Origin of the sequence: Streptomyces xylophagus (assembly GCF_000716435.1) — a bacterium.
Classification (GTDB): Bacteria; Actinomycetota; Actinomycetes; order Streptomycetales; family Streptomycetaceae; genus Streptomyces; species Streptomyces xylophagus.
In genome coordinates this window covers 472,223-489,037 of the sequence record NZ_JNWO01000002.1, presented here as the reverse complement: position 1 = coordinate 489,037, position 16,815 = coordinate 472,223, and the positions used below count along the sequence as shown (strand labels likewise).

Genomic DNA, 16,815 nt, shown 5'->3' with positions numbered 1-16,815 from the left:
AATGCCCGTGCACAGCAGCAGGACAAGCCCGAACTCGGAGAGCCCTGAACGAGCGGCGAACCAGGTGACGCCGTCGGCTTGCGCTCGGTGTACTGCTTCTTGCGCTCGGTGTGCTGCTTCACATACGAGACGTCCCCCTGCAACGGCGCAGGTCCCGCAGGTAGCAGGGTTGTCCACGCACGCTCCACGTGCGTCAAGTGAGCTTGTCGTCGATGTCGAGCGAGCCGACGATCGACCGCAGGCTCGCGACGAGGTCCGCAAGGGAAGGGGGGAGGGCACCGGCGCGGGTGATCGCGCAGATCCGGACGCTGTCGGAAGCGTCGGCGATCGGGCGGAACACGACGGTGGGCAGGGAGTTGGTGAACGCGATCGGCCCGGGGTGGATACCCACGTGTCCGCGCGTGGCCACGTGCACGGCCAGTTCGTCGTAGCGACCCACCTCCTCGATGTGGGTATGGGGGACGCCTGCCCGGGTGATGTCCGCCTGCAGCCGGCTCTCGAGGTAGGGGTTGTCGGCGCGCGGAGTGATCAGGATCTGCCGGGTGCGGAGGTCGGTGAGCGCCACCTCCCGGCGGCTCGCCAGCGGATCCGACGCCCGCACGACGGCGACCAGCGGGAACTCGCCGAGTACGGCACTGGAGATCCCGGGTTGCTCGGGGACCGACCAGCACAGGCCCACGTCCACCTCGCCGTCCGCCACGGCGGCGAGTTGCTCGGGTGTGTGCATGGGCACCGGACGCCACCGGCCCCGGGCCTCGTCGTCGTCGGCGGCCCCGCCGGGCCAGACCTCGACCAGTCTGGGCAGGATCAGCTGTCCCAGCTCCGGGGTGTGGGCGACGACGAGGTCACGATGGCCCACCGAGCGCAGGCGGGCGCTCCGATGTGCCTGGTGCAACGCCTCGATGGGCTGCCTGATCGCGGCGGCGAACTCGGCGCCGAAGGGCGTCAGCCGGACCCGCCGACTCGTACGCTCGACGAGCCGACCACCGAGGCTGCGCTCCAGGCCTGCGACGGCCTCACTGACACTGGGCGGAGCCAGCCGCAGACGGTCGGCGGCCCGCCGGAAGTGCAGTTCGTCCGCGACAGCGAGGAAGCACTCCATCTGACGTAGGTTCACGGCCGCTCTCCCGTCACTTCGTGGTGCTCGAACCACGACGAGCAGCTGCACCACTCTGGCACATCGTTCGGTTTTACCGAACGATGGATTCGGTAATCCGCAGTTGATCAGACCTTCGGCTTGGATCGACCATGTCGTCGCGGTGACCGCGAGCCCACCCCGAGGAGATACACCGTAGCCCGAGGGAGGGCACCATGACCGAGACCGTCCGGCGACCGCGGCGGGCCTGGATCGCGCAGCTGGGCCCGCGAGGTGAGGTCGACATCGACCGGGCGGCATCTCCTCGCGCGATCGTCGAGGAGGCCGTCGCACGCGTCGGCACGGGCCCCGTGCGCTGGGCCATCGAACTGAGTTCCCTGGTCGTACGGCGGATCGTCGGCGAGGTGCCGGCCCTCGGCGGTAGCCCGGGCGGAGTCGAGATGCTCCGCCGAGGCAACGAAGCGACCACCCTGCGGGCGCTGTTCACTCTGGTGGAGGGCCCGGCCGTGGCCCCGCCGATCAGTGAGGCGACCTTGGAGGGCATCCGCGAGTTCGTGCACCGGGCCGTACCGCTGGAGCAGGTGTTGCGGGGCGTCCGGATCGGGCACGCGGCGACGACCGAGGCGTTCCTGCGGGCCTGTGCCGAGCTGGTGCACCCGGAGGCAGCGGTCGATGAGGTCACGGCTGTCTCCCGTGAGCTGTTCTCCTACGTCGACGAGCTCTCCGACGCCATGATCCGCACCTACCTCGTGGAGCACGAGGTGTGGAGCACCAGCGCGGCCGCGGCACGGGCCGACATCGTGCGGTCCCTGCTGAGCGGTACCACGACGACCGATGTCGGCGAGGCGTCGCGTGCCCTCGGCTACGACCTGCGGCGGACCCACGAGGCAGTGGTGGTGTGGTCGGACGCCCCGAACAAGAGCTCCGCGCTGCAGGCGGCGGCGATCGAGGCGCTCCGGACCCGGGGTGCCACCGCGACGCTGGTCGTCCCCGTGGCCACGGGGCGGTTGTGGGCGTGGGGCACCGTGCCTCCCGGCGGCACACACGGGACCGGTTCGTGGAAGGCCATCGGGGAGGCACTGTCCCGGCAGCAGATGCAGGCGGCCTTCGGGACCCCGGGCGACGGAGTCGCGGGCTTCCGCCGCTCTCACCGTGAGGCCGAGCGCGGGGAGAGGGTCGAGCGACTGCGGCGCGAGGCCGCGCGGGTTCCGAGATACGCGACCGCCTACGCCGACATCGCCGCCGTCGCGCTCCTTGCCACCGATCTCGACGCGGCCGGTGACTTCGTGCGACGTGAACTCGGCGGGCTTGCCGTCCGCAGTGCGCCGATGGCGGCACTGCGGACCACGCTGTTCCACTACATCGACGCCGAGCGCAGCCTCGTGGATGTCGCCCGACGCCTGCACGTGGCCAGGGGAACCGTGACCTACCGCGTGAAGCGGGCCCAGGAGGTGCTGGGACACGACATCGAGGACCGCCGCTTCACCCTCCACACGGCCCTGGCACTCGCCGAGGAACTGGGGGACGCGGTCCTCCTGCCTCAGGACCCTCAGGACATCGCGCGGTGAGTCCGGCTCCCGGTCGCGGCCCGGACCGATCCGGCAGACCAACCGGGACCGCAATCCTGAGCCACCAGACCAAGCGGCAACACCGAGGGCTTGGCTTTACTCGTGGTGCCGGACACCGTGGTCCACGAGGCCACACCTGCCGGCGGCATACGGATTCAAGCGCCCGGGAGGCCTACGATGATCGACCGAGAAACCTTTGTCGAACTGATGAGCGGGGTATGTGCCCCGGTCACCGTGGTCACCGCGATGAGTGCCGACGGACATCCGCAGGGCAGTACGGTGTCGAGCTTCGCCTCGCTCTCCCTCGATCCCCCGCTGGTGAGCTTCGCTCTGGACCGGGCCTCGGCGCTGTTGCCCCACCTCCAGCCGGGCGACGGGGTGGGCGTGAACATCCTCGGCGCCGGCCAGCACGAGCTGGCGTCGACGTTCGCCCGCCCCAGCCGAGGACCCGGCCTGAAGTTCGACGGCGTCGACTGGACCGTCCGCTCCGGACTCCCCCACCTGCCCGAGTCGGCCGGCTGGACGGCGGGACGCGTGGAACGCCACGTGGACGGCGGTGACCACGTCCTGCTGGTCGTGCGCGTCGAGGAGGCCGAACCGACCCCCACGGCCCCGCTGACCTACGCACGCCGAGCCTTCGGCACCCACGCCCCGCTCGCGGTCGCCGGCTGACCTCCCGGTCGCCGACCGGCCCGCACCCCGTACGCCCCCTCCACCGGAGTGACGACGATGAACATCATCATGGATGGCCCCCGTACCACCGACGCCGCACGCGAGCTGCGGGCCGACCTCGTCGAGCGCGCCGCCGCGCTGCGACCGGTGCTCGCCGACAACGCCGAACTGACCGACCGTGAGCGCGGGGTGCCCGCGAAGAACATCGACGCTCTGGCCGAGGCGGGCCTGCTGTCGCTGATGCAACCCGCCCGCTACGGCGGTCTGCAGACCGACTACCGCACCCTGCTGGAGGTCGGCCGCGAGGTCGGGCGCGCCTGCGGCTCCACCTCCTGGCTGACCTCGCTGCTCAACGCCAACGCGTGGTTCGTCGGGCTTTTTCCCGCCCGGGCCCAGGACGACGTCTGGGCCGACACCCCCCACGCCCGGGTCGCCGGGGTCGTGACGCCCTCGGGTACCGCGCGTGCGGTCGAAGGCGGTTACCGGGTGACCGGGCGCTGGGCCCCCGCCTCCGGGTGCGCCCACGCCGACTGGGCGGTCCTCGGGGTCACCCGGCCGGATGCCGAGGGCACGTCGGACGCCGTCGGCATAGTGCTCGCGCCGATGTCGGAACTGCCCGTCGAGGACACCTGGTTCGTGGCGGGCATGCGCGGAACCGCGTCGAACACGCTCGTCGGCGAGGACCTTTTCGTCCCCGCGCACCGCTTCCACTCCGTCCCCGACGCCGTCGAGGGCCGCTACGCCACACCCTTCACCGACGAGGCGCTCTACCGGGCGCCGTTCGTGCCGGCCGCGGCGCTCGCACTGACCGGGCCCCAACTCGGGTTGGCCGCGGCCGCTGTCGACCTCCTGATCGAAAAGGCTCCGCAGCGGGGTCTGACCCTGACGAACTACACCTCACAGGCCGAGGCACCCACCATCCAGCTCGCCGCCGCGCACGCGGCGTCGCTTGCCGACTCCGCCCAGCTGCACGCCTACCGCGCGGCCACGGACATCGACGAGGCTGCGCGAGCCGGAGTGTTCCCCGACTACCACGCCCGAGCACGCATGCGGATGGACGCGGGAATAGCCGCGGTCCACGCGCGTGAGGCGGTCCGTGTCGTGTGCTCGGCCCAGGGGGCTTCGAGCTTCGGCGACTCCAACCCGCTGCAGCGCATCTGGCGCGACATCGAGACCGGAAGCCGTCACGCCGTCCTCAACCCCGAAGTCGCTGCCGAGATCTACGGGAAGTCGCTGTTCGGCATCCGGGGCACCGTGACCGCGATGGTGTAGCACGATCTTCGCCGTCGGCCGATCCACGGCACCGTCGTTCCGAGAGCGTGACCAGGGCCCCATCGCCGCCCTCGTCAGGCCTGACTCCTCGCTCTTCGGCACCGCGACCGACGCGCCGAACCTGAAGAAGCTGATCGACGACCGCGCGAGCAACGGCAACAGCCCGACTCACCAAGGACCGCGCCCCGGCGCACCGTGCGCGGCGTTTCCTGCGAGCTTCTTCGAAGGACATCCATGGACAAGACATCACCCACCGCGGCCCGCGCCGTGGCCGACATCGAAGACGGCGCTTCTCTCGCCGTCGGCGGCTTCGGCCTGTGCGGCATCCCCAGCACACTCATCTCCGCCCTGTACAGGCAGGGAACGGGCTCGCTGCGCGTGGTCTCCAACAACTGCGGTACCGACGAGCACGGCCTGGGCATCCTGCTCGGCGCCGGCCGCATCGCCCGCGTCACCGGCTCCTACGTCGGTGAGAACAAGGAGTTCGCCCGCCAGTACCTCACGGGTGAGATCGAGGTCGAACTCGTGCCCCAGGGCACCCTCGCCGAACGCCTGCGCGCGGGCGGCTGCGGCATCCCCGCCTTCTACACCCCCGCCGGCGTGGGCACCCCTCTCGCCGACGGCGGTATCCCGTGGCGCCACCACGCCGACGGCTCCGTCGCCATCGCCTCGCCGACGAAGGAGACCCGCACCTTCCACGGCCGCGACTACGTCCTGGAGGAGTCCATCACCTGCGACTTCGCCCTGGTCCGTGCGGCTCGCGGCGACCGCCACGGCAACCTCGTCTTCGACAAGTCCGCCCGCAACTTCAACCCGCTGGCCGCCATGGCAGGCCGCGTGACCATCGCCGAGGTCGAGGAACTGGTCGAACCGGGCGTCCTGAACCCGGACGCGATCCACGTGCCCGGCGTCTTCGTCCAACGGGTCGTGGCCCTCACCGAGCGGCAGGCGTCCGACAAGCACATCGAGAAGAGGACGGTGGCCGCCTGATGGCCTGGACCCGCGACGAGATGGCGGCCCGAGCCGCGGCCGAACTCCGCGACGGCGACTACGTGAACCTCGGCATCGGACTGCCCACCCTGGTACCCGCCCACGTGCCCAAGGAGGTGCACGTCGTGCTCCAGTCGGAGAACGGCATCCTCGGCACCGGCCCCTACCCGGTCGACGACGCCGTGGACCCCGACCTGATCAACGCGGGCAAGGAAACCGTCACCGTCCTGCCCGGCGCCGCGTTCTTCGACTCCGCGCTGTCGTTCGGCATGATCCGCGGCGGCCACATCGACACCGCGGTCCTCGGCGCCATGCAGGTCTCCGCCCACGGCGACCTCGCCAACTGGATGATCCCCGGCAAGATGATCAAGGGCATGGGCGGCGCGATGGACCTCGTCCACGGAGCGCGCCGGGTCATCGTCCTGATGGAACACACCGCCAGGGACGGCAGCCCCAAGATCATCGAGGAGTGCGCCCTCCCGCTGACCGGCCGGGCCTGCATCCACCGGATCATCACCGACCTGGGAGTCCTGGATGTCGGCGACCACGGCCTCGTCCTGGTCGAGACGGCGCCCGGTGTCACGACGGAGCAGATCGTCACGGCCACGGCGGCAGCGTTGCGCGTTCCGGAACCACTCGGCCGGACCGCCTGAGACCCTCCGCCGGTCCGATGTTTCCGGACAGCCACCGGGCCGGCGGAGCCCGACCGCCGGACCGGTTGGCCGCAACCCGTTCGGTGCCTTCCGCCTGAACATGGACGAGCGGCTCGACCTGGGGCTGACCGCTGCCGTGCTCCGTCCCCGCACCTCGGTGGGCGCCGCCGACCGATCGGGTACGGGGACGCAGTGAAGGGCTGCGCTGATCTCAACGACCCCCGGGATGAGCGAGGCCGTGTGGCGACGCTCGGCCCGGGGGCCCTCGGTTTCAAGGGTGCTGTCCTGGCCGGATGACGGCCGGTGCAGTCAGGCGTCGGTGGTGTCGGTCGGTGTCGCCTCACCGCCAAGCATGGCGAGGGTGAGCACGTTGCCGGAGATGCCCCAACCGCCGTCGGGGACCTCTTCGATCAGAACCATGGTGGTGGCGCGGGCGCGCTCGCCGTAGAGCTCGACGTACAGCTCGGTGGTGCGGGTGACGATCTCCTCCTTCTGCTTCGGGGTGAGGGTCTTCTCGAGGACCTTGAAGTTCGCGAAAGGCATGGCTGGTCGTTCCTTCTCTCAGTGGGGCGTTATAGGGAGCTGCCTGCGGTGAGCAGGCTGTCCAGTCCGATGCGGCGGAAGAAGTCGGCGCGGATGCGGTCGGCGACCGCTGACACGACTTCGCTGCCGTCCCGGCTGGGGTCTATGTGGGTGCGCAGAGGCCGGGTGCCGTGCTTCATCGCGACCAGTCGCGCGACGGCTTCGGCGACCTCGGTCACATCGGCGTCCGAAGGGATGAGCGCGGCCAGGCGCTTGCCCAGATCGCTCATAAGGGGTTGGTGACGCTGGTCATAGGCCTCCGCACGGTCGACGTCGGCGGGGGCGCCCGCGTGGGCGAAGTGGTTGGTGCCGGTGGTGAACGCACCGGGCACCACGATCGCGGTGTCGATGCCGAACGGGAGCACCTCGGCGGCGTAGCTGACGGCCAGGGCGTCCATCGCGGCCTTGGCGGCGAAGTACGGGGCCAGGAACGGGGGGCAGCCGCCGCGGGTGCTGGAGCTGCCGATCCACACCAGCAGCCCCGAGCCCTGCTCGCGCAACGTCGGCAGGGCGGCGCGGTTGACGCGCTGGGTGCCCAGGACATTCACGTCGTACAGGTCCGCGAACTGCTCGGTGGTGAACGCCTCGGCGGCGCCCAGGACCATGTGCCCGGCGTTGTGCACGACCACGTCCAGCCGGCCGCGCTCGGCGAGGATCCGGTCGACCGCGGCGTCGGCGGAGTCCTGGGAGGTGACGTCCAGCTCGACGGCGTGGACGTCGGCCCGGTGGTCGGTGCCGTAGCGCATCAGGTCGGCGGCCGCGGTCGCGTTGCGGGTCGCGATCTGGCGGATGCCCGCGTACACGGTGTGGCCGGCGAGGGTCAGAGCACGCACGGACAGTGCCCCGATGCCGCTGGAGGCCCCGGTGACGAGGATGACCTTCCCTGTTTCGTCGTTCGCCATGACAGGGCCTTTCGCGTTGATCGATGAGGTGGCTGCGGGGCGTTCTGCGGGGTTCAGACGATTCCGCCGTTGGCGCGGATGACCTGTCCGTTGATCCAGTGGCCGGCCGGGGAGGCCAGGAACGCGACGACCTCGGCGATGTCGGCCGGGGTACCGAGGCGTTCCAGCGGGGGCTGGGCGGCCAGGCGGGCGATGGTCTCCTCGTTCTTGCCGTCCAGGAACAGGTCGGTGGCCGTGGGGCCGGGCGCGACGGTGTTGGCGGTGACGTCCCGGCCCCGCAGCTCCCGGGCCAGGATCAGCGTCAGCGCCTCGACCGCGCCCTTGCTGGCCGCGTACGCGCCGTAGCCCGGGAAGGCCAGCCCCACCACGGACGTGGAGAACGTCACGATCGCGCCGCCGGGGCGCACCCGACGGGCGGCCTGCTGGAGGACGACGAACGTGCCGCGGATGTTGGTGCGGTGCAGGTTGTCCAGGACGGCCAGGTCCAGCTCGGCGATCGGAGCGAGTTGCATCCGCCCGGCCGCGTGTACGACTACGTCGACGCCGGCGCCGAATTCTGCTTCGGCCGCGTCGAACAAGGCCGCGACCGCGCGTTCGTCGGCGACGTCCGCGCGCACTGCGATCGCCCGGCCACCGCCGGTGAGGGCCTCCTTCACCGCGGCTTCGGCTTCGTCCTGGTTGCCGGCATAGCCGACCACTACGGCGTACCCGTCGGCGGCCAGCCGGCCGACGGTCCGGCGGCCGATGCCGCGCGAGCCGCCGGTGACGACCGCGACACGGGGTGAGGCGGCGGGCTGGGCCGAGGCAGCGGTCCCGTCGGGGGAAGTGGGGACAGGCATGGCTGACTCCTGTGGTGGATGGGGGGGCGGGCCGCGGTCTTGCCGTTGCCCTGCTGCGTCCTCCACGATCGGCCGTTCCCCCATCCCCAGCCAGGGCTGCGTCTACCCAGGGGATGCCACCCCCTGGCTGCGCTCCGGCGTACGAGCGACCATGGAGCGGTGAACCTTCCAGAACTCGGTGCTTTCCTCAGGACACGCCGCGACCGCATCCGCCCCGCCGAGGTCGGTCTCCCCCAGGGCCCGCGCCGGCGCGTCCCCGGGCTGCGCCGCGAGGAAGTCGCGCAGCTGGCAGGGCTGTCGGCCGACTACTACACCGAGCTGGAACGCGGCAGCGCAAAGAACGGCGTGCAGCCCTCGGCCCAGACCCTGGCCGCCCTCGCCCGAGCCCTGCGCCTGAACGGCGACGAGCGCGACCACCTGTTTCACCTGGCCGAACGGCCGATACCCCCGTCAGCACACGGACCATCGGCACACGTGCAGCCCGCGCTCCTCGGACTCCTGGACCGGCTGTCCAACACCCCCGCGCGCGTCATCACCGACCTGCACGAAACCCTGGTGGAAAACGACCTGGCCCTTACCCTGCTCGGCAGGTCCCCGGCACACCGCGGCCCGGCGGCGAGCCTCGTGTACCGCTGGTTCACCGACCCGCAGGCGCGCGAGATCTACCCGCCCGAGGACCACCCGCAGCACTCCCGGGTGTTCGTGGCCGACCTGCAGGCAGCGGCCGCCCGGCGCGGCCGGGACGCGGAGGTCACGAAGATGGTCGCCGTGCTGCGCCGCCGCAGCCAGGAGTTCGCAGCCCTCTGGGACACCCACGACGTGGCGGTGCGCCGCATGGACCACAAGAGGATCGTTCACCCCATGCTCGGCGTCATCGAACTCGATTGCCACAACCTCCTCAGCGAGGACGGACAGCAACGCCTGCTGTGGTTCACCGCCCCGCCCGGAAGCCCGGGAGCCGAGCAGCTGGAACTGCTGTCTGTCGTAGGGACCCAGGAGCTGAGCGTCACGGAGGGCACGGCACCGGAGAAGTTGTCCGCGGCCGAATCCGGACCGCAGCGCTGACCCGCGCCGCGGAGGGAAGAGCACCTTCCCGGCAAGGCGTGACGGCCCCTGCTCCGGTCCCGGGTCGTGAGCGGCGACTTCAAGCACGTGGAGGCGCACGACTGCCCAAGGTCCGCCTTCGCCGCCCGGCGGGGTCCCCGTGGCGGAGTTGCCCGGGACGCTTCGGCGTACCGGGCTACGTGCGTGAGCGTCAACGCCGGGGCTCGAGTGAAGCGCCTACCGCGTGGCTTCGTCGGTGCCGGCGGGTCGTAAGTGCGGTCGCCGTCGACTTCCGGGCCGCCCACCGGCGGGAAAGCGAACGGCGGGCGGCCCGGTCGGGTGCGGTCAGGGTGCGAGCACGACCGTCTTGCCGGGCAGCCTCCCGGCGCCGGCATCCTCATGCACGGCGGCCAGGTCGGCCACCGGGCGGTGGTCGGCGACGTGGACCTGGAGCTTGCCGGCATCCACCTTGGCGACCAGTTCGGTCAGCTGGGCGCCGTCGCTGCGGACCCACAGGCTCGCGCTGCGCACCCCACGAGCGGGGTCCTCGGGAATCGGGCCGGCTGTGCTGGCGGCGACCCCGCCGTCGGCGACGTAGTTCGTCAACTGCGCGAGCTCCTCCGGGGAGACGCGCACATGGTTCACCACGACCTGGAAGGGACCGGCCACGGCGGCCGGGCCCGCGGCGAGGTCGAGGGGGCCTACGACCCGGTCCGCGCCGTAGCCCCGAAGGCGGTCGGCGTGCTGCGGCGCGTCCACCGCCGTCACGTGCGCTCCCGCGTCGACGGCGAGCTGCACCACAAGGCTGCCCACCGCGCCCCCGGCCCCGTTGACCAGGACGCTCTGGCCGGGCTTCAGCTCGGCGAGCTCGAACGCCGTCTGCCATGCCGCCAGGCCGGTCAGGGGCAGCGCCGCGGCGTCGACCAGCTCGGTCGTCCGGGGCGCCGGGGCCAGGGACTCGGCCGGGGCGAGCACGTACTCGGCGGCGCCGCCGGCGGAGTCGAGGGGCAGCATCGCCACGACCCGGTCGCCGACCTCCAGGCCGGTCACGCCCGCGCCGAGTTCGGCGACGGTGCCCGCCAGGTCGATCCCCGGCACGTACGGGAGGGTTATCGGGATCATCTCGGCCAGGACACCGGCGCGGATGTGGTCGTCGACCGGGTTGAACGACGTGGCCGCCACCCGCACCAGCACCTGCCCGGTGCCGGGGACCGGACGGTCGACGTCCTCGTATCGCAGGACCTTGCTGCTGCCGAACTCGTGGAAACGCATTGCCTTCATGGCACTTTCCTCCAGGGTGTATCGGTGCCGTCGCCAACGGATGAGGCGATCCGGCGGGAAGGTGAAGCGGGTCGAGGCGCTCAGGTCAGCTGCAGCGACCGGGTGGAATTGCCCATCACCATGCGGTCGATGGCGCTCACGGCGCTGCCGGGATCATCGGCGGCACCGACGGTGAGCAGCAGCGGGACGAAGTGGTCGGCCGTCGGATGGGCGACTGCGGCGCCAGGTGCCTTGTTGCGGTAGTCGGTGAGGGCGTCGGCGTCGCCCCGGGCGAGGGCGTCGACGGCCCATTCGTCGAAGGCCGCGGTGTGCGCGGCGAGCTCCGGCCGGTGGAAGACGGCGAAGCTGTGCGTCATGAAGCCCGAGCCGAGAACGAGGATGCCTTCGTCGCGCAGCGGCCGCAGGCGTGCTCCGAACTGGAGCAGTGCGCTGGGGTCGAGGCTGGGCATCGACACCTGCACGACCGGGATGTCGGCTGCGGGATACATCGCCATGAGCGGGATGAAGGCGCCGTGGTCGAGACCGCGGTCGGCGAACTCGTGCACCGGCGTCCGGCCCAACAGGCCCGTGAGTCGCCGCGCCAGGTCGGTGGCGTCCGGGGTCGCGTAGGGAAGCGTCTTGTAGCGCGGGTGGAAGCCGCTGAAGTCGTAGTGGAGCGGGGTACCGGCCGCGGCTCCCGATATCACGACCGGTGCCCGTTCCCAGTGGGCCGAGATGACGACGACCGCCCGGGGTCTGGGCATCGACCGGGCCCAGTCGAAGAGGTCGCCGAGCCACTGCGGATCGTCGAGGGTGAACGGGGCGCCGTGACTGACGAAGAGGCTGGGCAGCGGCCCGTCGGAGGGGTTCCACACCCGCTGCTCGCGTGCCTGTGGCAGGACCCGGGCAAGGAGGTCGTCGTACGCCGCGGCTGGTGTACGCGACGGAAAGGTGGAGGCCAGGCTGCTCGCGGTGGTCATCGAAATCAGCTCCTTGACTTGCCCCGGCATGTATTTTCACTTGCCTTGGCAAGTCATAACGTAATCCATGATGAGTTGCCTGGGCAAGTGATCCGAGTTGCCGGGGCAAGTATGATGGGGCTCATGGACACTCAGTCGCCCTGGCTCGACGCCGACCAGCAGGACCTGTGGCAGGCGCTCCTCACGGTCGTCATCGCTCTCCCTGCGGCCCTCGACCGTCAGTTGCAGCGAGACGCGGGCATCTCCAACTTCGAGTACGGGGTCCTGGCTCAGCTGTCCATGGCCGACGACGCCACGATGAGGCTCAGTGACCTGGCCCGGGTCTGCGACAGCACCCAGCCCCGCCTGTCGAAGGTGATGGATCGCTTCGAGGCCCGCGACTGGGTCGCCCGTCGGCCCGACCCCGGCGACGGTCGATACACCCTCGCCACCCTGGCCGACGCGGGCCGGCAGAAGCTCGTCGAGAGCGCACCGGAACACGTCGCGCAGGTGAAGCGGCTCGTGTTCGATCCACTCAGCGCCGCCCAGCGCCGCCATCTCGAGGCCGCACTCACCCGCATCGCCGCTACCGTGCGCCGGGAAATCGAAGGAGCTTGAGCGCACTCCTCAGGCGGGGTCATCAACTCCGTCGCCGCCGTGGTGGAGCCGGTAGTGCTGGGCGAGAAGATCACGTCCGTAGTCGTTGCCGTTGGGGGCCCGCACGATGGTGTGGACGTGGAAGCGGGCGGGCTCGGGATTGGTGAGGAAGACACCTGGGTGGTTGTCGTACTCGACCAGCAGCACGGGTGAGTGGATCCGGTAGTAGAAGGCGCACTCGTCGTCGTGGCCGCCGCGCCAGGCGAACCGTGTCTCGTCGAAGTGCTCACGGACGAGCGCCAGGGTGTGCTCGGCCTGTGGCAGGGGGAGCCGGTCGAGATAGACCCGGATCAGCTCCACCAGACCGTCACGCTGGTCGGCCGACAGGCTCGCCGCGACGATCCCCTCGGGTGGCAGGACGAGGTTGTCACTGCCCGCGCCGGCGAGATGCCGGCCGTTCCAGGGTCCGGCGAGTTCCGGGGGCAGGTCCTCCGTGCGCAGTGAGGACCCCATCAGGAACTCGCCCGCCCGGTCGGGGTCCAGGGTGCGGCGGAACGTCAGCGCGACCTCGGTCTCGTCGCCGAAGGCCGTGATGCCCTCGAACCGTCCCGTCCCGGTCGTCGGCTCGGCACCGAGGAACACGGGGGCGAGCACCACCTGCCCTCCGACGAAGACGCAGTGCAGGTCCACGTGATGACCCATCAACTGCCATCCCCACGGGGAGTCGTCCGAAGGAGTCCCGAAGACGGTGAACCAGTAGGCGAACTCCGTGAGGGTGTCGCGGTAGTCGTCAATGAGCTCGCCCAGGTGCTCGTTGAGTGCCATCGCCGCTCGCAGCTGGGCGTAGCCGGCAGGGCTGAGGCTCGCTTCCACGACGGCGAGCGCGCGGTCGCGGTCACGGTCGGCGAGCCGCTCCAGGCGCATTCCCTTCGGGTGCCAGGTCGGGATCGCGTTCGTCCACAACCGCCATTCCGGGGCGTCCATCGGCAGGGCGGCGACCACCCTCTGGTGGGGCGCAAGCCCGTCGAGGTAGGCCCGGGCCGCCACGACGGCGGACTTCGGGGAAGCCCCCGCGTCGTTGAGACGGTAGAGGCCCGGGCGCGGGGTGCCGTCCTCGGTGATGCCGATGTAGGGCTCTCGATGACGGCGCAGGCCGGCGGTCAACTCGTAGGCCGCCTCCGGGGGAAGCAGGTCGTCGAACAGATGGGAGTCGACGATCGGCAGGGCGCTCCGCGTGGTCGGCAGGGGGAAGTCTTCCCGACGGCGTTGGCGGGTCATGGGTCTCCTTACTCAATGGGGACGGCGAGGACGTCGCCCGGTACGAGGAAGCGGTTCTCGATCCGCCGGGAGGCGATGAGCCAGTGGCGCTGCTCCGTGCCCGGCTCGCCGACCCGGACGAAGCGGTCGAACACGTCGGCGACCAGCACCGGAACGGTCGTCGGCAGCGGAGGCTCGCCGTCCTGCGCGTAGAGGACCAGCGCGGATACGGCTTCGACGAGGTCGGTCTCGTGACGGAGGATGTGGAAGTTGGACATCAAGTGACGGGAGACCCGCGGCCCCCGTGCGGTGCGTTCGCTGTACACGCCGTTGATCTCGTCGGTGCCGCGGAAGGTCCGGCGCGAGAACGTCAGCTCCGCGTCGGCGGTGAAGAAGCCGGAGGCCGCCGAGCCGTCACTGTGGTCGATCTCGAACCACAGCGCCGTCACCAGCATCGACAACTCGGTGTGCACGAGGGCGAGGGGCGAACTGCGGGGACTCCGAGGGTGCGTGGTCATCGGCCGACCGCCTTCCTCGGGGTGCGTACGTCGCTCACCAACGCGTGTGCGCCCTGGCGCAGCATCGCGGTGTCGGCCCCCAGGACGAGGAAGTCGTACCCGCGACGATCCAGCAGTTCCGACGCGTTGCCCGAGGCCGTGGTCCCCAGCGTGACGTGGTGATCGGCGCAGCGCCGTTCGGCCGCTACGACGAGGTCCGCGAGCCGGTCGTCACCCTCGCGGAACCGGCCGGAGACCGCGAGATCGGTCGGGCCGATGAAGACCGCGTCGATGCCTGCGACCTCGCCGATCTCGACGATCGCGTCGAGGGCTCCGACGCTCTCGGCCTGGACCACGAGACGCACCTCGTCGTTGCCGGCACGCAGGTAGTCACCGAGGGCGTCGAGTCCCCACCGGCCGGCCCGTCCGGAGTTGCTGGCCCCACGTCGCCCGAGCGGCGGAAACCGTGTCGCTCCTACGGCGTCCCGCGCGCCGGCGACGTCATCGATCTGCGGGACGAACAGGCCGGCCGCACCGGCGTCCAGCGGCACCTGGACGTCACGTGGTGCGATGCCGGCGACCCGGACGAAAGGCGCGACCCCGCAGCCACGCGCCAGCCCGATCATGGTCGACATCGTGCGGGTGTCGATCACGCCGTGCTCGGCGTCGATCACGACGAAGTCGAACCCGGCGAGTGCGAGCAGCTCGACGCTCTCCGGTGCGGGGAGCTTGACCCAGGCTCCGAGCCGGGGGAACGCGTCGCCCGTCACGGCCGGGTTCCCTGGTAGTCGCCGGCGTTGAGCACCCAGCCCTTCGCGAGGAAGTCCTCACGCGGTGGGGCGAAGACGTCGATGAGCGTGTGCGGGCCCGCGCCCACGGCGCGGGTGGTGTGCACGACGGTCGGCGGGATCAGTGTCATCGAGGGGCTGCCGACCCGGACGTGCTCGTCGTCGCGCCACTCACTCATCCGGGGAGTCCACGGAACCCTGAGGTGATGCGCGTAGTCCCCCGCGAGGGTCACCGACATCTGCTCGAAGTCCTCGTGGGAATGCGGCGACAGCCGTTCGGTGTCGCGCGGCCCCTCGTGCACCGGAAACCAGTTCACCATCAGCGACGCCGTACGGAAGATCCGGCCGAGGCGCCCCTCCTCGTCGGGTATGTCACGCAGGCGATGTACCCAGATCCCGTCACCGCCGCCCGCGGCGGCCTCCGGCAGTGGTACGGCCCTCGGGTCAGCCCCGGCGACATGGTTGACGGCCCGTCTCATCTGCTCGTCGCAGCGGGCGGTGAACACCCGCGTCACCGTCGTCGACGACGCCGCACGCACGGTGCTCGTGCCGGCCGGTACGACGACGAGCGCGGGCTCGGACACCGACACGCCCGCCTGACCGTCGTGCTCCACAACCACCACCGCGTCGTCCTGGACGAGCAGCATGTACTCGTCGGGCAGGGTGTGCTCAGCAAGGCGGTCGCCCGCTTCGAGCTCGGTGATCGCCACCACGAAGTTCCGGCCGCACACCGACCACGTCCGACTGCCGCCGGCCGAGACCAGGTCCGGATCACGCTCCGAGATCTCGTCGACGACGGGGCTTCCTACGATTGCGGCGCTGGTCATCGGCCCTCTCCTTCGGCACTGCGTGGACGACACGAGCTTCCGGCCTACCCGGCCACAGAACAATCGCGAGTTTCCGAGCGCACCGATCGGCTGAACCGAACCATCCAAGGAACGCCGGCTGCTCCGGCGGCAGCACGCACCACAATCGGGCACCGTCCGCCGCGACCAAGGCCGTGGGCATCGCCCCTCGTACACAACAGGGCGCGCCCCGAGCTCCCTTGGCGAAAATGAACCCCAACTGGGCTGTCAACGCAGGGGGTTCACCACGGGAGGTTCCCGGATCGGTCGATGAACTGTCCCGTCGGCCCGTCCGGGCCGATCGTCGCGAGGGTCACGATGGACTCCGCGCCGTCGGCGACGCTGTGTCCGAGGCCGCCGGTGAAGTCGGTCGCGGTCTGCCCGGGGTCCGCCGCGTTGACCTTCACGTCCTTCAGTTCGTTGGCGTACTGCGTCGTGAGCATCGTGACCGCGGCCTTCGAGGCGCAGTAGAGGGGCAGGGCGTACCGCGACTCGATCCGCGCCGGGTCCTGGGTCATACCGAAGGAGCCCATCCCGCTGGACACGTTGACGATGACGGGGTTCGGCGACCTGCGCAGCAGCGGGAGGAAGGCGTGGGTGACGCGCACGATCCCGACGACGTTCACGTCGAGCACGGCGCTCACGTCGGCCGCGGTGTACTCCTCGACGGGGCCGACCTTGCCGAGGACGCCGGCGTTGTTGACCAGGACGTCGATCGTTCCCTCCTGCGCGGCGACATCCGCGACCGCGGCCCGGACCGAGGCGTCGTCGGTCACGTCGATCTGAACGAACCGGGCGCCGAGTGACTTGGCCGCGGCCCGACCGCGCTCGCGGTCGCGGGCACCGAGGAGGACGGTGTGCCCCGCCTCGACGAGGCGACGAGCGGTTTCAAGACCGAGGGACTTGTTGGCCCCGGTGATGAATGTGGTGGTCATGCTGGCTCCTCCTGCTCCGGACAGCACGGTCGTGCGCTGTTCACGCACTCCATGCTGGG

General features: G+C 70.8%; 18 protein-coding genes. 7 read left to right on the top strand and 11 right to left on the bottom strand.

Annotated features, from left to right (window positions below):
* Nucleotides 1-193: 193 nt before the first annotated feature.
* Nucleotides 194-1,117, bottom strand: a complete 924-nt coding sequence (locus OO70_RS54420; protein ID WP_158711411.1) for a LysR family transcriptional regulator — start codon at nt 1,115-1,117, stop codon at nt 194-196.
* Nucleotides 1,118-1,311: 194 nt separating this feature from the next.
* Here OO70_RS54420 and OO70_RS05655 point away from each other — a divergent pair, with 194 nt between their 5' ends.
* From OO70_RS05655 to OO70_RS05635, 5 genes are all read left to right on the top strand, one after another.
* Nucleotides 1,312-2,664, top strand: a complete 1,353-nt coding sequence (locus OO70_RS05655; RefSeq protein WP_043664800.1) for a PucR family transcriptional regulator — start codon at nt 1,312-1,314, stop codon at nt 2,662-2,664.
* A 177-nt stretch (nt 2,665-2,841) separates the two neighbouring features.
* The gene (locus OO70_RS05650) at nt 2,842-3,336 is read left to right on the top strand and encodes a flavin reductase family protein (RefSeq protein WP_043664797.1); all 495 of its coding nucleotides are present in this window, start codon (nt 2,842-2,844) and stop codon (nt 3,334-3,336) included.
* A gap of 69 nt (nt 3,337-3,405) precedes the next feature.
* Entirely contained in the window at nt 3,406-4,608 is a 1,203-nt protein-coding gene (locus OO70_RS05645; protein ID WP_234336717.1) for an acyl-CoA dehydrogenase family protein, read from the top strand.
* A 234-nt stretch (nt 4,609-4,842) separates the two neighbouring features.
* On the top strand, nt 4,843-5,598 hold the full coding sequence (locus OO70_RS05640) for a CoA transferase subunit A (protein ID WP_043664794.1): 756 nt from the start codon (nt 4,843-4,845) through the stop codon (nt 5,596-5,598).
* Nucleotides 5,598-6,251 (top strand): CoA transferase subunit B, encoded by a 654-nt coding sequence (locus OO70_RS05635; RefSeq protein ID WP_043664791.1) that lies wholly within the window; start codon nt 5,598-5,600, stop codon nt 6,249-6,251. The genes OO70_RS05640 and OO70_RS05635 overlap by 1 nt, the downstream gene beginning before the upstream one ends.
* A gap of 309 nt (nt 6,252-6,560) precedes the next feature.
* On the opposite strand, the gene OO70_RS05630 is transcribed toward OO70_RS05635, so the two are convergent.
* The 3 genes from OO70_RS05630 to OO70_RS05620 are packed head-to-tail and all read right to left on the bottom strand — an operon-like array spanning nt 6,561 to nt 8,574.
* On the bottom strand, nt 6,561-6,794 hold the full coding sequence (locus OO70_RS05630) for a tautomerase family protein (protein ID WP_043664789.1): 234 nt from the start codon (nt 6,792-6,794) through the stop codon (nt 6,561-6,563).
* A 29-nt stretch (nt 6,795-6,823) separates the two neighbouring features.
* A complete protein-coding gene (locus OO70_RS05625) occupies nt 6,824-7,735 on the bottom strand; it encodes an SDR family oxidoreductase (protein WP_043664787.1) in 912 nt (303 codons plus the stop codon).
* Nucleotides 7,736-7,788: 53 nt separating this feature from the next.
* On the bottom strand, nt 7,789-8,574 hold the full coding sequence (locus OO70_RS05620; protein WP_043664785.1) for an SDR family oxidoreductase: 786 nt from the start codon (nt 8,572-8,574) through the stop codon (nt 7,789-7,791).
* A gap of 159 nt (nt 8,575-8,733) precedes the next feature.
* Here OO70_RS05620 and OO70_RS05615 point away from each other — a divergent pair, with 159 nt between their 5' ends.
* Nucleotides 8,734-9,639, top strand: coding sequence for a helix-turn-helix transcriptional regulator (locus OO70_RS05615; protein WP_043664783.1), 906 nt, complete (start codon nt 8,734-8,736; stop codon nt 9,637-9,639).
* Nucleotides 9,640-9,963: 324 nt separating this feature from the next.
* Here OO70_RS05615 and OO70_RS05610 read toward each other — a convergent pair whose 3' ends face one another.
* Both OO70_RS05610 and OO70_RS05605 read right to left on the bottom strand, forming a co-directional pair.
* Complete coding sequence (locus tag OO70_RS05610; protein WP_043664781.1) at nt 9,964-10,899, bottom strand: NADP-dependent oxidoreductase; 936 nt, start codon at nt 10,897-10,899, stop codon at nt 9,964-9,966.
* An 80-nt stretch (nt 10,900-10,979) separates the two neighbouring features.
* Complete coding sequence (locus OO70_RS05605; protein WP_043664779.1) at nt 10,980-11,858, bottom strand: dioxygenase family protein; 879 nt, start codon at nt 11,856-11,858, stop codon at nt 10,980-10,982.
* A 123-nt stretch (nt 11,859-11,981) separates the two neighbouring features.
* Between OO70_RS05605 and OO70_RS05600 the strand changes: the two genes are divergently transcribed.
* Nucleotides 11,982-12,455, top strand: coding sequence for a MarR family winged helix-turn-helix transcriptional regulator (locus tag OO70_RS05600; RefSeq protein ID WP_043664776.1), 474 nt, complete (start codon nt 11,982-11,984; stop codon nt 12,453-12,455).
* Between the two features lie 9 nt (nt 12,456-12,464).
* Here the strand turns inward: OO70_RS05600 and OO70_RS05595 are convergent, their stop codons facing one another.
* From OO70_RS05595 to OO70_RS05575, 5 genes are all read right to left on the bottom strand, one after another.
* Nucleotides 12,465-13,712 (bottom strand): DUF3500 domain-containing protein, encoded by a 1,248-nt coding sequence (locus OO70_RS05595; protein ID WP_051740706.1) that lies wholly within the window; start codon nt 13,710-13,712, stop codon nt 12,465-12,467.
* Between the two features lie 8 nt (nt 13,713-13,720).
* Entirely contained in the window at nt 13,721-14,209 is a 489-nt protein-coding gene (locus OO70_RS51100; RefSeq protein ID WP_051740704.1) for a nuclear transport factor 2 family protein, read from the bottom strand.
* Nucleotides 14,206-14,958 (bottom strand): HpcH/HpaI aldolase family protein, encoded by a 753-nt coding sequence (locus OO70_RS05585; RefSeq protein WP_051740701.1) that lies wholly within the window; start codon nt 14,956-14,958, stop codon nt 14,206-14,208. The genes OO70_RS51100 and OO70_RS05585 overlap by 4 nt, the downstream gene beginning before the upstream one ends.
* Nucleotides 14,955-15,803, bottom strand: coding sequence for a cupin domain-containing protein (locus tag OO70_RS05580; RefSeq protein ID WP_043664775.1), 849 nt, complete (start codon nt 15,801-15,803; stop codon nt 14,955-14,957). The genes OO70_RS05585 and OO70_RS05580 overlap by 4 nt, the downstream gene beginning before the upstream one ends.
* Before the next feature lie 260 nt (nt 15,804-16,063).
* The gene (locus tag OO70_RS05575; RefSeq protein ID WP_043664773.1) at nt 16,064-16,756 is read right to left on the bottom strand and encodes an SDR family NAD(P)-dependent oxidoreductase; all 693 of its coding nucleotides are present in this window, start codon (nt 16,754-16,756) and stop codon (nt 16,064-16,066) included.
* Nucleotides 16,757-16,815 lie beyond the last annotated feature (59 nt).

What these genes read in the sequence shown, in the direction of transcription:
- OO70_RS05655 (WP_043664800.1), top strand. Translation starts at nt 1,312, where the DNA reads ATGACCGAGACCGTCCGGCGACCGCGGCGGGCCTGGATCGCGCAGCTG.
- OO70_RS05650 (WP_043664797.1), top strand. Translation starts at nt 2,842, where the DNA reads ATGATCGACCGAGAAACCTTTGTCGAACTGATGAGCGGGGTATGTGCC.
- OO70_RS05645 (WP_234336717.1), top strand. Translation starts at nt 3,406, where the DNA reads ATGGATGGCCCCCGTACCACCGACGCCGCACGCGAGCTGCGGGCCGAC.
- OO70_RS05640 (WP_043664794.1), top strand. Translation starts at nt 4,843, where the DNA reads ATGGACAAGACATCACCCACCGCGGCCCGCGCCGTGGCCGACATCGAA.
- OO70_RS05635 (WP_043664791.1), top strand. Translation starts at nt 5,598, where the DNA reads ATGGCCTGGACCCGCGACGAGATGGCGGCCCGAGCCGCGGCCGAACTC.
- OO70_RS05630 (WP_043664789.1), bottom strand. Translation starts at nt 6,794, where the DNA reads ATGCCTTTCGCGAACTTCAAGGTCCTCGAGAAGACCCTCACCCCGAAG.
- OO70_RS05625 (WP_043664787.1), bottom strand. Translation starts at nt 7,735, where the DNA reads ATGGCGAACGACGAAACAGGGAAGGTCATCCTCGTCACCGGGGCCTCC.
- OO70_RS05620 (WP_043664785.1), bottom strand. Translation starts at nt 8,574, where the DNA reads ATGCCTGTCCCCACTTCCCCCGACGGGACCGCTGCCTCGGCCCAGCCC.
- OO70_RS05610 (WP_043664781.1), bottom strand. Translation starts at nt 10,899, where the DNA reads ATGAAGGCAATGCGTTTCCACGAGTTCGGCAGCAGCAAGGTCCTGCGA.
- OO70_RS05605 (WP_043664779.1), bottom strand. Translation starts at nt 11,858, where the DNA reads ATGACCACCGCGAGCAGCCTGGCCTCCACCTTTCCGTCGCGTACACCA.
- OO70_RS05600 (WP_043664776.1), top strand. Translation starts at nt 11,982, where the DNA reads ATGGACACTCAGTCGCCCTGGCTCGACGCCGACCAGCAGGACCTGTGG.
- OO70_RS05595 (WP_051740706.1), bottom strand. Translation starts at nt 13,712, where the DNA reads ATGACCCGCCAACGCCGTCGGGAAGACTTCCCCCTGCCGACCACGCGG.
- OO70_RS51100 (WP_051740704.1), bottom strand. Translation starts at nt 14,209, where the DNA reads ATGACCACGCACCCTCGGAGTCCCCGCAGTTCGCCCCTCGCCCTCGTG.
- OO70_RS05580 (WP_043664775.1), bottom strand. Translation starts at nt 15,803, where the DNA reads ATGACCAGCGCCGCAATCGTAGGAAGCCCCGTCGTCGACGAGATCTCG.
- OO70_RS05575 (WP_043664773.1), bottom strand. Translation starts at nt 16,756, where the DNA reads ATGACCACCACATTCATCACCGGGGCCAACAAGTCCCTCGGTCTTGAA.